The 12673-nt window shown below is 63.1% G+C and carries 11 protein-coding genes; 6 read left to right on the top strand and 5 right to left on the bottom strand.

The window, feature by feature from the left end; genetic code table 11:
- Positions 1 to 149: 149 nt before the first annotated feature.
- Complete coding sequence (locus BLW71_RS24380) at positions 150 to 1049, bottom strand: LysR family transcriptional regulator (protein WP_091802714.1); 900 nt, start codon at positions 1047 to 1049, stop codon at positions 150 to 152.
- A gap of 156 nt (positions 1050 to 1205) precedes the next feature.
- Between BLW71_RS24380 and dld the strand changes: the two genes are divergently transcribed.
- The 3 genes from dld (at position 1206) to BLW71_RS42345 (ending at position 4579) form a co-directional block, all read left to right on the top strand.
- A complete protein-coding gene (dld, locus tag BLW71_RS24375) occupies positions 1206 to 2945 on the top strand; it encodes a D-lactate dehydrogenase (protein ID WP_091802711.1) in 1740 nt (579 codons plus the stop codon).
- 261 nt (positions 2946 to 3206) lie between these two features.
- Positions 3207 to 4220, top strand: coding sequence for a hypothetical protein (locus tag BLW71_RS24370; protein WP_091802708.1), 1014 nt, complete (start codon positions 3207 to 3209; stop codon positions 4218 to 4220).
- Positions 4221 to 4372: 152 nt separating this feature from the next.
- On the top strand, positions 4373 to 4579 hold the full coding sequence (locus BLW71_RS42345) for a hypothetical protein (protein WP_286162089.1): 207 nt from the start codon (positions 4373 to 4375) through the stop codon (positions 4577 to 4579).
- A gap of 145 nt (positions 4580 to 4724) precedes the next feature.
- On the opposite strand, the gene BLW71_RS24360 is transcribed toward BLW71_RS42345, so the two are convergent.
- Together BLW71_RS24360 and BLW71_RS24355 are read right to left on the bottom strand one after the other, a co-directional pair.
- Positions 4725 to 5942, bottom strand: a complete 1218-nt coding sequence (locus BLW71_RS24360; protein ID WP_091802703.1) for a sensor histidine kinase — start codon at positions 5940 to 5942, stop codon at positions 4725 to 4727.
- 149 nt (positions 5943 to 6091) lie between these two features.
- Positions 6092 to 6994 (bottom strand): LysR family transcriptional regulator, encoded by a 903-nt coding sequence (locus BLW71_RS24355; RefSeq protein ID WP_091802700.1) that lies wholly within the window; start codon positions 6992 to 6994, stop codon positions 6092 to 6094.
- Between the two features lie 104 nt (positions 6995 to 7098).
- On the opposite strand from BLW71_RS24355, the gene BLW71_RS24350 reads away from it, so the two are divergent.
- Both BLW71_RS24350 and BLW71_RS24345 read left to right on the top strand, forming a co-directional pair.
- Positions 7099 to 7980 (top strand): aldo/keto reductase family oxidoreductase, encoded by an 882-nt coding sequence (locus BLW71_RS24350; protein ID WP_091802697.1) that lies wholly within the window; start codon positions 7099 to 7101, stop codon positions 7978 to 7980.
- Positions 7981 to 8161: 181 nt separating this feature from the next.
- A complete protein-coding gene (locus tag BLW71_RS24345; RefSeq protein WP_091802694.1) occupies positions 8162 to 9013 on the top strand; it encodes an alpha/beta hydrolase in 852 nt (283 codons plus the stop codon).
- A gap of 51 nt (positions 9014 to 9064) precedes the next feature.
- Here the strand turns inward: BLW71_RS24345 and BLW71_RS24340 are convergent, their stop codons facing one another.
- Entirely contained in the window at positions 9065 to 10357 is a 1293-nt protein-coding gene (locus BLW71_RS24340) for an aspartate carbamoyltransferase (protein ID WP_091802691.1), read from the bottom strand.
- A 383-nt stretch (positions 10358 to 10740) separates the two neighbouring features.
- Here BLW71_RS24340 and dapA point away from each other — a divergent pair, with 383 nt between their 5' ends.
- Positions 10741 to 11664 carry a 4-hydroxy-tetrahydrodipicolinate synthase gene (gene dapA / locus BLW71_RS24335; protein ID WP_091802688.1) on the top strand — a complete coding sequence of 308 codons (924 nt, stop codon included), beginning with the start codon at positions 10741 to 10743 and terminating at the stop codon, positions 11662 to 11664.
- Between the two features lie 109 nt (positions 11665 to 11773).
- On the opposite strand, the gene BLW71_RS24330 is transcribed toward dapA, so the two are convergent.
- Entirely contained in the window at positions 11774 to 12580 is an 807-nt protein-coding gene (locus tag BLW71_RS24330; RefSeq protein ID WP_091802684.1) for a hypothetical protein, read from the bottom strand.
- Between the last annotated feature and the right edge of the window lie 93 nt (positions 12581 to 12673).

Below are 12673 nucleotides of genomic sequence, written 5' to 3'. Positions count from 1 at the left end.
ACGTCAAGCCGCCTGGCATGACGACACCGCCATGCCAGGCGGTACATGTGGGCTCTTCGGAGCCCGCATGCCTGTCTGCAGGCGGCCGCCTCCATTACACCTCACACCCTGCATGGCAAAGGCATCTGTTTGTCAGTGGCGAGGTGGCCTCATGCCGCGCGCGAGGCAGCCCGCTGCTGCCGCAAAGTCCTCACGAAATTCAGCACGGTCGGCGACTTCTCGCGTTGCCGATGAATCAACGCGATACCCGTTGAAAGCGGCTTGCCTTGCAGTTCATGGTAAGACACCCCTTCGACCTGGATCTGCCGGATCGATGCGGGAACCACCGCGACCCCGAATCCTGCTGCCACGAGGTTCGCCGCCGACGATATCTGCGGCGACTCCATGCTGATGATGGGCGCAAAGCCTGCTTCGCGGCAGGCGCTAATAATCGAGTCGTACAGGTCAGGACCGATCGGCCGCGGAAAGAAGATAAACGGATCGTGCGCAAGGTCTGCCAGATTGACGCGCCGCCGCCGGTTCAACCGATGGCTCGCCGGCAGCACAACCAGCATGTCTTCGTCCACCAGCGGTTCCACGATCAGATCTCGGCAGTTCAGCGGCATACGCACGAGCGCGGCATCGAGTTGCCGCTCGGCAACCTTGTCGAGCAGCAGCGAGCTGTTGCTCTCCTCGCAACTGATCGACACGCGCTCATAGGCGTGCCGATAGCGTTGCATCGTCAGCGCGACAGTGGGGTGGAACACCGTGGAGCCCGCGAACCCGAGCGACAGTCGACCCGTCTCCCCGCGTCCCGCATTCTGCACTTCGACGAAAGCCTCGCGCGCGTCTTCGACGATTCGCTGAGCACGCTCGCGAAACAGCCGCCCGGCCTCGGTCAACTCGACACGGCGCGGATGACGAATGAACAACGGCGTGCCGATCTCCCGTTCGAGCTTCAGGATCTGCTGGCTCAAGGGCGGCTGGGCAATGCCGAGGTGCGTGGCGGCGTCCGTGAAATGCAGATGCTCGGCAACGGCGAGGAAATAGCGCAACTGACGAAATTCCATATCTTTTTCGTCTCCAAAATGTGGCTTCGAGATATTGGACTAATGACCGCGCTGATTCTAACCTTGGCGTCAATCCGATGCGCTTAAAGGCCGCACCCGAAGCCACTGGCCGGAAGCGAGGCGCGTCACAGTCACCCTTTCCCGAGGAGAAGTTCGATGTCAGCAGCGCGCGCAGCACTAGCAAACCTGCCGGCCGGCGCGGCCCAAGGCCTCGTTGCGGATCTGCGCAACATCGTCGGCAAGAAGCACATCCTGACGGATGACAGCGCGACCCGACGCTACCGCACGGGTTTTCGTTTCGGCGCAGGCAAGGCGCTGGCGGTGGTGCGCCCAGGCACCGTCGTCGAACAATGGAAGGTGCTGCAGGCATGCATCGCGGCGAACGTGATCGTCATTACGCAGGCTTCGAATACGGGCCTCACGGGCGGCTCGACGCCTGACGGCAACGACTACGATCGCGACATCGTGATCGTCAGCACGACCCGCATGAAGAAGGTGTATGTCATCGACGACGGCAAGCAGGTCGTCTGCCTTCCGGGGGCAACGCTCGATCAACTGGAGAAAGTGCTGAAACCGCTCGGCCGCGAGCCACATTCCGTGATCGGCTCGAGCTGTATCGGCGCGTCGGTATTCGGCGGGGTCTGCAACAACTCCGGTGGTGCGCTGGTGCAGCGCGGCCCGGCCTATACGGAAATGGCGGCATTTGCGCGGGTCGATGCGACGGGCAGACTGAGCCTCGTCAATCATCTGGGAATCGAACTCGGCAAGACGCCCGACGAGATTCTTGGCCGGCTCGAACGCGGTGAGTTTTCGGATGCCGACGTCCGGCACGACGCGGGCGCCGGATCGGACCACGGTTACGCGACTCACGTGCGCGAGATCGATGCCGACACGCCGGCGCGCTTCAACGCCGATCCGCAGCGCCTCCATGAAGCGTCGGGCTCGGCCGGCAAGCTGATGGTGTTCGGCGTGCGGCTCGACACGTTTCCGATCGAGCAGAACGCCAAGGTGTTCTATATCGGCACGAATCTGCCGGACGAACTCACCGATATTCGTCGGCACGCGCTGCACGACTTCAAGCATCTGCCGATCTCGGGTGAGTATCTGCATCGCGACGCCTTCGACATTGCCGAGGAATACGGCAAGGATATGTTCCTCGCGATCAATTATCTCGGCACGTCGCGGCTGCCGGCGCTGTTCGGCTTGAAAAGCCGGTTCGACGCGCTGTTCGATCGCCTCGGTTTTCTTCCTGCGCATTTTACCGACCGCGTCATGCAGGCCGCGAGCCGCCTGTTCCCGAGCCATCTGCCGCCGCGCATGAAGCAGTATCGTGACAAGTACGAGCATCACCTGATGCTGAAGGTCGCGGCCGACAGTGTCGCCGAAACGCGTGCGTTTCTTTCGGGCTACTTTGAGAACGCGACGGGCGGCTATTTCGAATGCACCGACGAAGAGGGCAGAAAAGCGTTCCTGCAGCGCTTTGCCGCCGCCGGCGCCGCGGTCCGCTATCGCGCCGTGCATGCGCGCGAGGTGGAGGACATCGTCGCGCTCGACGTGGCGCTGCGCCGCAATGATCGCGACTGGATCGAAACGCTGCCGCCGGAGATCGAGCAGACGATCTCCATCAAGCTGTACTACGGCCACTTCCTGTGCCACGTGTTTCACCAGGATTACATCGTCAGGAAGGGCAACGATTGCCTCGAAGTCGAACACAAGATGTGGACGCTGCTCGATCGCCGCGGCGCGGAATATCCGGCGGAACATAACGTCGGCCATCTGTATCACGCGAAGCCGCAACTCGCCGCGTTTTATCAGCAGCTCGATCCTTGCAACTGCTTCAACCCGGGAATCGGACAGACTTCGAAGTTCGCGAAGTACCGCGAAGCGGCGGGTTGAAGCGCCGCGACCGGGCGACATGATGAGCGCGGACGTGGTTCGCGTGAAGCGGCGGCGAGTCACCGATTGCCCTGTAACAATCTATGTCGGAATATGTCGCGCAGCCGGGAAAGAGGCCGCAAACCCTTGTCCCACGGGGCTTCCTCGTGGTGAAACAGCGCGACATATCTTCCTTGTCGATTATGTCGATGCGTCCTTCTATAGTCCGTTCGTTGCCACGCCGCAGTGACCGGAGTGGCCCGAATCCAGAAAGGACATATCGTGAAGAATCGTTCGTTCGTTGCCCCGGCCACCGTCTCCGCCGTTGCCTCTGTTTCCGCCTCGGAGCAGGCCCGTTCATGCGCACGCAACGCGCTGCGCAAGCTCATTTTCTCCGCCGCCGCGGCCGTGCTCGCGCTCGGCAGTGCATCGGCGTTCGCCTGGTCGCAACATGGCACGGCGTACACCTCGCACGGCACCTATAACGGCGCGCGTTACGGCTCGTGCGGCGGCGCCAGTTGTTCGCATGCCGGCGGCGTTGCCGGCCCCTACGGTGGCCTCGCCACCAACACCGGCACGGTCACGCGCACCGCACCCGGCCAGTTCTCGAATTCGGGCACCGCGACGGGCCGCTATGGCAACTCGGTCCAACACTCGGGCGACACCAACTGCGCCGGTGGAACGTGCTCGCATACCGGCTCCCTCACGGGTCCTGACGGCAAAACCGCGACCACCTCAGGCGATGTCACGAAGAACGGCCCGGGGCAGTATTCGTCGTCCGGATCGGTGACTGGCTCGAACGGCAATACGGTCAACCATTCGGCGTCGACGAACTGCGCTGGCTCGACATGCTCGCGTTCGGGCACGGTGACCGGTTGGGATGGCGGTAGCGTCGATCACTCCGGTTCGGCCACACGTGTTGCGCCAGGTGTCGTGACGACCTCGTCGAGCGTGACGGGCACGCACGGCAACACGGTGACGTCGCGCGGGACGGTTGTGGCAAGCACAGGTGTTGTTGCGACAGGTGGCACGACGGTCGTCGTGGCGCCGAAGCCGGTGGTGGTCACGCAGCCTGTGGCCTATGTGGCGCCGCCTCCGGTGGTCGTGGCGCCCGCTCCGGTGGTCGTGGCACCGAAGCCGGTGGTGGTTGCGCCGCCGGTTGTCTACGCACCGCCGCCTCCGCCGTCCGTGTATGTCGCTCCGCGGGTCGTGTATGTCGCGCCGGCGCCGCGTCCGGTGGTTTGGGTGCCGGGCCATTGGGTCGGGCGTGTGTGGGTGCCGGCGCACTGGTCTTGATGGGAGCTGCCATGCGAGACAAATCACGCGGGACGGTTGAGCAGGGTGAAAGCGCAGTGCGCGTGCTCCCTTTCGATGAATCGCGGCCCCGGCGATTCTACAAACCAGGTGCGCTCGCAGCGATCGTCGTTGCGACAGGATTGGTGATTGCAATGAGCCGCTTCGGGACAGCAGCGGATACGCGCAGGGCGAGTGGGTCGTCGCGGGATTGCTCCACCCGGTACGCGGCGCTGCTCGACCTTGCGGAGCTGGCGAGACGTGATGGCAAATCATCCGAAGTGGTCGTGCGCGGGCTGAGCGACAAGGGCGGCGCGATGAGTGGATGTGTGTCGGCGGCCAACAATGAGCCAGTGGAGTAGCGGTAAGATCGACACCCAGCGCACGCCGGCTGATGCCATCGGTCGCGTCATTCCCGCGCAAGTAAGCTCGCACTACCCGCTTCCTGCCGCAAGAACGTGGGGCTGATTCGCAGTCAGCCTCGCCAATTACCTGTCTCCCGAAGCCTTATTGCGGTTCCGCGATCACCAGCGGGAAGCGAATTTCAAACGTGGTCCCTACACCTTCGCGCGACACAAAATCGATGTGCCCATTCAACACCCGGCACAACTCCTTCACGATCGCGAGACCCAGGCCCGTGCCGGGAATATCTTCGCCTGCGGCGCGCTCGAATTCGTCGAACACGCGGTCCGCGTCCGAAGGCGCAATACCCACGCCCGTGTCGGAGACGCGAATCGACCAGTGCGACTCGCCGGCCAGCGCGAAGTTGAGTTCGATTTCACCGGACTTCGTGTACTTGATGGCGTTGGAGAGCAGATTGACCGCAATCTGTTTGAGCTTGAGACGATTGGACGTGACCGCGGTCAATGCCGGGTCATAAGAGGCACGCAACGTGAGCCCTTTGGCCTCGATCGAAGGACGTGAAGACGTGACGAGTTCATCGTAGAGCTCGCGCGGATCGACCTGTTCGAGCACGAGCGGGGCGCCGTCGCCAAGCACTACGGAATACTCGACGATCTGATCGACGAGCTGCTTCATATCGGCGGCCTGGCGGTTCGCCAGCGTCAGTGCGGTATCGGCTTTCGCTGGCGCGCGCGCGATCAACTGCAAGGCGATGGAAAAGGCGTTCAGAAAGTTGCGCAGATCGTGGACCACGCTGCGCGTGATCTGCATGCGCGACTCGTACAGGTCGCTCACCAGACGCTGTTTCAGTGTGAGTTCGTGATTGGCGCGTTCGAGCCGGCCGGTGTATTCGTCGATCTTGCGGTCCCGTTCGCTCACCACCTCTTTAATCGACGTGAGCGTGACCATGCTGAGCGTTTCGGCAATCAGGCGGCGTGCCCGGCTTTCATGGCGGCGCGTGAAGGTGTCGTCGAGAACGGCGAATTCTTCGAGCGCGTCGGCGAGCACCTGATGAAAGAGATCGAGCTCGCGGACCAGTTCTTCGATACGGTAGCCCTGGCGCCAGCGCACCTTGCCGTGTTTTCTCGCATCGCGCTCGATGGCCGGTTCGACCCGTTCGAGATCTTCGATATCGAGCGCCGCGCACAGGCCTTCGAGAATTTCCGGCAGATGATCCGCCAGCTGCTGGTAAGTGAGCTTGTCCGCTTCGATGAGATCGACGTCGCCGAATACGGCGTTCATCCACTGCTGGGTGAACCGGGTGCGCTCCGAGCGAATGAAGTCGGCAAATTTGCGCAGGGGGCTAACGCGTGTATCGGTCATGGTGGGGTTCGGATCAGTTCGCAACATTATCGCCGCAATCGCGCATTGTGGAGCATCTCCAGCGCGGCTGGCAGAGCATTGCAGCGACGCTGGCTCCGGCGGCTTCCGCCACGGTCAATGTAGAAGGCATGGCTCGCTATGGACCCGCGTCAGGCAGGTGGATCGAGCGCTTTCAAAAAGTCGACGAACGCGCGTAACGGTGCCGGCAAATGGCGACGCCCCGGATAGTAGAGAAACGGGCCTGAAAAACGCTGCCACCAAGGCTCCAGAATCGGCTCCAACGCTCCGCTGTCCAGATGCGCGCGCAGCATGTCTTCGAACAAATGAATGACACCCACGCCGGCGACAGCCGCGCTGATGGCCAGGTCGATCGCCGCGCCGGGCCGCACCAGCAGCGGTCCCGATGGATTCAACTGCAACACTTCGCCGTCGCGCTCGAAATACCAGATCGGCATTGCGCCCCCTGCGAACTGGCCGCGCAGGCACGCATGCGAAAGCAGTTCGCCCGGATGGTCGGGTCGGCCGTGCTCGTCGAGATAGCCCGGCGCCGCCGCCGTGGCGAAGCGTTGCACGCGCGGCCCGATGGGAATCGCGATCATGTCCTGTTCGAGTCGCTCGTCGTAGCGAATGCCGGCGTCGCAGCCGATAGAGAGCACGTCGACGAAGCCATCTTCGACCACGACCTCGACGCGGATGTCGGGATACGCCTTCAGGAACGCCGCGATGAGGGTCGGCAAGACGATCCGCGCGGCGCTCGACGGCACGTTCAGTTTGAGTGTACCGGCCGGCTTGTCCCTGAATACGTTCAGCACGTCCAGCGCCGCTTCCATCTCGCTGAACAGCGGCGTCAGCTTCTCGATGAGGCGCAACCCGGCTTCAGTCGGGGCCACACTGCGCGTGGTGCGGTTGAGCAGGCGCAGACCGAGCTTTGCTTCGAGACGCCGCACGGCGATGCTCAAACTCGACGCCGAAACGTTGCTGATGCGCGCGGCGTCCCGAAAGCCGCCTGCGCGGGCAACCGAGACGAATGCCGCCAGATCGTTCAATTCCATGTCGATTGTTCACTTTATTAAACAACCTGTACACGTTAGATGGCTTTATTAAACAACGCAACCACGACCATACTCCTGCTCAACCACTCACCCAGGAGAGCAGCATGTCGAATCCCATCCTTATGGACACGTTCCCACTGGCCGGCCGTCCTGTGCGCCGCATGGGCTACGGTGCCATGCAACTGGCCGGACCTGGCGTATTCGGGCCGCCGAAAGATCGCCACGCGGCGCTTGCCGTGCTGCGCGAGGCCGTGGCGGCGGGCGTCAATCACATCGATACGAGCGACTTCTATGGGCCGCACGTCACCAACCAGTTGATTCGCGAAGCGCTGCATCCTTACTCCGACGACCTCGTGATCGTCACCAAAGTCGGCGCCGTGCGTGGCAGCGATGGCGCGTGGTTGCCGGCACTCGAACCGGAAGATATCGAGCGTGGCGTGCACGACAATCTGCGCAACCTCGGGCTCGACGTGATCGAGGTCGTCAATATGCGGATGATGGGCAACGTGCATGCACCCGCTGAAGGTTCGCTCGAAAAACAGGTGACTGCCCTTGCCGAACTTCAACGGCGCGGGCTCGTGCGCCACATCGGCTTGAGCAACGTGACCGCCACGCAGATAACGGAGGCGCAGAGGATTGCCGAAATCGTCTGCGTGCAGAATCACTACAACCTCGTTCACCGGGAAGACGACACGCTGATCGACGACCTCGCGGAGAAGGGCATTGCTTATGTGCCGTTCTTTCCACTTGGCGGCTTCACGCCGATTCAGTCGACCGCGCTTTCCGACATTGCGCGAACACTCGGCGCGACGCCGATGCAGGTGGCGCTCGCCTGGCTGTTGCATCGGTCACCGAACATTCTGCTGATCCCCGGCACGTCGACATTGGGGCATCTGCGCGAAAATCTGCAGGCGGCGCAGTTGAAATTGACCGACGACGTGTGCGCCCGGCTGGATGCGATAGGCGGCGCTAACGGCGAGGCGTGATAAAGGCTCTCGCCGGGTCCCTCAAGGATCGCGCGGCGCCCGGAGCCGACCCAAGCTGACGGGATCGTATGCTTCGCTGAAATTTGGTTGTAAGTCGCCGTTGCTAGAGTTCTCGAAGAGTTTTGCCGCCGGATACCGGACAGTGTTCTTCGGACACCTAGATAGGGAAGAGCGACAAACCATGAACAAAGCTCGTGCGTTCTGGCTCATTCTGATGCTGCTTTTAACGACGCCCGCCTGGGCATTCCAGGCCCGGGTCGTCGCCATTCCTAGCGTTGCGATGCATAAGTCGCTCGAAGCGACGGTCGTGCTGCCCGACCAATATGCGCGCGGCAAGGGGGCTGACCGCTTTCCCGTCGTCTATCTGTTGCACGGTTCGGGCGGCGACTATACCGACTGGACCTCGAATTCGCAGATAGGCAAGTTGGCCGACCGCTATCACGTGATACTCGTCATGCCCGACGGCGGTCACGAAAGCTGGTATATCGACAGCCCGGTCGATCCGCGCAGCCGATACGAAACCTATGTCGGTACGGAGGTCGTGACTTACGTCGACGCGCATTTCCGCACGATCGCGACGCGCGCGGCGCGCGCCATTACCGGCTTGAGCATGGGTGGATTCGGCGCATTGCATATCGCGCTGGACCGTCCGGACGAATTTGGCGCCGCGGGCAGTATCAGCGGAGCGGTGGATCCGCGCGGCTGCGAGGATGAGCCGGGCATCGACCGTGTTTTCGGCGATCCCACGCGGCATGCCGATTTCTGGAACAACGAGGCGATCGTGGAAAATGCGCGCAGTTTCGGCAACGCGCATATCGCTCTCACGATCGATTGCGGGGTGAACGACTCGCTGGTGCAGTCGAACCGCACGCTGCACGAGCGGCTGGTCGAACTCGGCGTGCCCCACGACTACGCGGAGCGGCCCGGCGGCCACACCTGGAAGTATTGGGCCAATGCGGTGCAGTATCAGGTGCTGTTCTTCGCCGGGGCGTTCAAGCGCAATGGGAGCAGCGCGACGAGCGCCGCGGCTTGAGTCTCGCGCCGTGCCGTGCTTTGGGGCGGTTTCAGGCCGCCCGCTGATCCGTCAATCGATGCCGTGAAACACCGCGTCGTCCGGTCCGAGATAGGCCGGCGGACGCCATGCGGCATCGCGCATGGAATGCTGGACCAGTTTCTCGACGCCCAGCAGTACCGCGAAAATCGCCATCCGCACCGGAATGCCGTTGTCGGTTTGCCGGAAGATCGCCAGCCGCGAATCGTGGTTCAGGTCCACGCTCAGATCGTTCGCGCCCGGCCGGCTGTCGCGCGGCAGCGGGTGCATGATCAGTGTGTCGGCGCCGCACACGCTATCCACGAGAGCCTGATTGATCTGGAAATCCGGCGTGTAGCCTTCGAACGATTCGTCGGTAAAGCGCTCTTTCTGGATGCGCGTGGCGTACACCACGTCGGCGCCGCGCAGGCCGGCGGTCAGGTCGTGGGTCTGCTCGATCACGTGGTCGTTGCGCGAAATCTGCTCGATGATATAGCTCGGCATTTCAAGCATGGGCGGCGAAATCAGCGTGAACTTGATGCCGCGATACAGCGCCAGCAGCTTGACCAGCGAGTGCACGGTGCGCCCGTATTTCAGGTCGCCGACCAGCGCGATATGGGCGCCGTCGACAATCTTGCCGAGGCGCGAGAACTCACGCTGAATGGTGTACAGATCGAGCAGCGCCTGGCTCGGGTGTTCGCCCGGACCGTCGCCGCCATTGATTACCGGCACATTCGTGGCGCGTGCGAATTCGGCCACCGAGCCTTGCTCCGGGTGGCGGATCACCAGCGCGTCCACATAGCCGCTCATCACGCGGCTGGTGTCGTAGATCGACTCGCCCTTGGCCATCGACGAAAAGGTGAAGCCGGTGGTGTCGCAGACCGAGCCGCCTAGCCGGCAGAACGCCGAGCCGAAACTCACACGGGTCCGTGTGCTGGCCTCGAAGAACAGATTGCCGAGCACCGCGCCTTCCAGCACACGGGAGATTTTGCGGCGGCGGGCGATGGGCTGCATGATGTCGGCCACGCGGAACAGCGCTTCCACTGAGTCGCGCGAGAATTGATCCACGGAGAGCAACTGCGGCTTGCCCTCGAATAGCATCTGGCTCGCGAGCGACTGCGAATCTACGCTTTGCGTATATTTTTCTCCCGGCTCACCATGCACGACGATTTCCGACACGAAACGCTCGACGATTTCCGGCATGGCCCGCGATTCCTGCGAATCGTCCGGCAGGAGCCAGGTATCGAGCGCCCGGCGCGACACCCCGATGCGACTCGCGAACGTGTCGCGCGTCATATTCAGGCGACGCATCGCGTCGCGTAGGAAGGCTTGCTGCGGGACGCTCATTGAGGCACCTGTCGGAAGAAGGGAGTAGTGGCTGCGATGTACGCGTTGCGTATATTAATTTCCCTGCGCCAGAAGTCAAGTCATTTCGAGATGGGCTTTGCCAAGCCGCGCCGCTCACGGTTACACTGCGTCTCATGCATTCCGGCCCAACGTTCAGACTCCGCCTGTCGACCTTCGCACGCCTCGCTTTTGCGAGCGCCGTAGTCGCACGCGCGTGTGATTCGAACGTCAGCGCCAAAGCCAAAAAACAGCCGCTCATCTGACCGGAGCACGCTGTTCCGTCAGATGCGACGGAACAGCCGGTCAACGCCCCTTGGGCACTTCCTGTCTTTCCTCCCTCGCACGCTGCACGGAATCGATACGGTCGTCATCGAGGTAAGGACATGTCTATTTTTTCGGGTATCTGGGTTCCGCTCATCACGCCGTTCGCCGACGGCGCCGTCGATCACGCCGCCTTGCGCGCGCTGGTACGCCGCTATACAGGCGCGGGCATTGCCGGGCTGGTCGCGCTCGGCACGACCGGCGAACCGGCCGCGCTCGACGCCGCCGAACAGGACGCCGTGCTGGCGACGATTCTCGACGAAGCGCAGGCCGCCGCTCGCCATGCGCAAGACGCGCGGGCGCTGCCGGTGGTGGTCGGCGTGTCGGGCAATCACACGGCGAGCATGCGCGAGCGCATCGAGCAGCTGAATCCGCTGCCGATTGCCGGTGTGCTGATGGCCGCCCCGTACTATATCCGGCCTTCGCAAGCCGGAATTGTCGATCACTTCACAGCGCTTGCGGATGCGAGCGAGAAGCCGGTGGTGCTGTACGACATTCCGTATCGAACCGGCGTGCGGCTCGAACTCGACACGCTGCTCACGCTTGCCGCCCATCCGCGGATTCAGGCGATAAAGGATTGCGCCGGTTCGCTCGACACCACGCTCGCGCTGATTCGCGACGGCCGCCTGCGGGTGCTCGCGGGTGAGGACATCAATATATTGAGCACCCTGTGTCTGGGTGGCAGTGGGGCGATTGCGGCGTCCGCGCATCTGCGGCCCGAGCGCTTTGTCGCGCTATATCGCGCGCTGGCGGCAGGGCGGCTCGACGAAGGCCGGCGCATTTTTCACGCGCTCGCGCCGCTGATCCAGGCGCTGTTCGCCGAACCGAACCCCGCGCCCGTCAAGGCAATGCTCGCCGCGCAAGGACTGATACGCGACGAACTGCGCATGCCGATGACGCGTGCCAGCAGTGCGCTGCGCGAGCGGCTCGAAGCGTTGGCTGAACGGGAGCGGATCGAATCGCGGGAAGCCGCGGCGTCGGTTTGAGCGAAGCGCTCATGGCGAATGAGCCCGCGTGCGGGTCATGGCGCGGCGTCTTGCTTCGCTGGCCGGCAGCGCACTCGACGAGCGCGCGACCGGCTGAACGGCCGGAATATCAGACCGGTCCCGGCAGCGATTGGCGCTGCGCGGGCGTGTCCCGGCCGAACCCATCGTCGGGCGCGTGCCGGGTATGGCGATCCGCGCGCGTTGCCTGGGTGGTGGCAAGGTGTTCCATGGCGCCACGCTCGAGCGTGGCGAGCATGTTCATTTCGACCATCTGCAGTTTGAACGCCAGCACCATCAGTCCGCTCGCCAGCAGCAGGTCGCCCGCGAACACGACCGCGTAAAGCGCGGACGTGTATTGCGGATTGCCGAGCAGCAGCGACACGTTGGTGCGATCGAGCAGCACGAGAACAAGCGGCGCGGCTGCGTTGAGTGTGACGATCGTGCCGCCGATCATCGCGATCAGGCGAGCAGGCCCGAGGTGCGGACGGCGCCGGCGGCACACTTCATACAGCGTGGCCGCGCGAACGGGCAGGAAAAACAGCACGAGCAGGCCGGCGCGCAACACCATCGGAACCTTGAAGAGCAGAGCGCATCCGTAGAGCGCGCAGAACACGGCCGTGCCGGCAAGTCCGGCACGCCACGGCGCCTTCATGCCGAACAGTTCGCGCGCGCCCGCCCAGATCAGCATGCGGCTTTGCAGCGCGAGCGTCGCGGTGGCGATCAAGAGCGCGTCGTAATGCCATGTGAAATGCAACGCGAAGCAGGCCGAAGACGCCGCGAGCAGATAGAAACCAACTGCCCAGAAGCGGAACGCGACGACGCGCGCGAACATATGCGACAGCGCGGTCGTAACGAGGGCACCGCATAAAAACGTGATCAACCACAACGAAGTAAGCGTTGCCACATCAAATTTCATGAACTCTCCGACACCTGAGCTGCCTGTTATTGTTTATTCTTCATCGCGATCCGCCGCTGCCGCCGCTCGCGCAGCCGCTATCGGCCACGCCGC

The sequence above is a fragment of the Burkholderia sp. WP9 genome (assembly GCF_900104795.1).
GTDB lineage: Bacteria > Pseudomonadota > Gammaproteobacteria > Burkholderiales > Burkholderiaceae > Paraburkholderia.
This window is presented reverse-complemented; position numbering and strand designations above follow the sequence as displayed.

Bases quoted from the DNA above. Each gene is read 5' to 3' on its own strand.
- BLW71_RS24380 (WP_091802714.1), bottom strand. From the start codon at position 1,049: ATGGAATTTCGTCAGTTGCGCTATTTCCTCGCCGTTGCCGAGCATCTG.
- dld (WP_091802711.1), top strand. From the start codon at position 1,206: ATGTCAGCAGCGCGCGCAGCACTAGCAAACCTGCCGGCCGGCGCGGCC.
- BLW71_RS42345 (WP_286162089.1), top strand. From the start codon at position 4,373: ATGAGCCGCTTCGGGACAGCAGCGGATACGCGCAGGGCGAGTGGGTCG.
- BLW71_RS24360 (WP_091802703.1), bottom strand. From the start codon at position 5,942: ATGACCGATACACGCGTTAGCCCCCTGCGCAAATTTGCCGACTTCATT.
- BLW71_RS24355 (WP_091802700.1), bottom strand. From the start codon at position 6,994: ATGGAATTGAACGATCTGGCGGCATTCGTCTCGGTTGCCCGCGCAGGC.
- BLW71_RS24350 (WP_091802697.1), top strand. From the start codon at position 7,099: ATGTCGAATCCCATCCTTATGGACACGTTCCCACTGGCCGGCCGTCCT.
- BLW71_RS24345 (WP_091802694.1), top strand. From the start codon at position 8,162: ATGAACAAAGCTCGTGCGTTCTGGCTCATTCTGATGCTGCTTTTAACG.
- BLW71_RS24340 (WP_091802691.1), bottom strand. From the start codon at position 10,357: ATGAGCGTCCCGCAGCAAGCCTTCCTACGCGACGCGATGCGTCGCCTG.
- dapA (WP_091802688.1), top strand. From the start codon at position 10,741: ATGTCTATTTTTTCGGGTATCTGGGTTCCGCTCATCACGCCGTTCGCC.
- BLW71_RS24330 (WP_091802684.1), bottom strand. From the start codon at position 12,580: ATGAAATTTGATGTGGCAACGCTTACTTCGTTGTGGTTGATCACGTTT.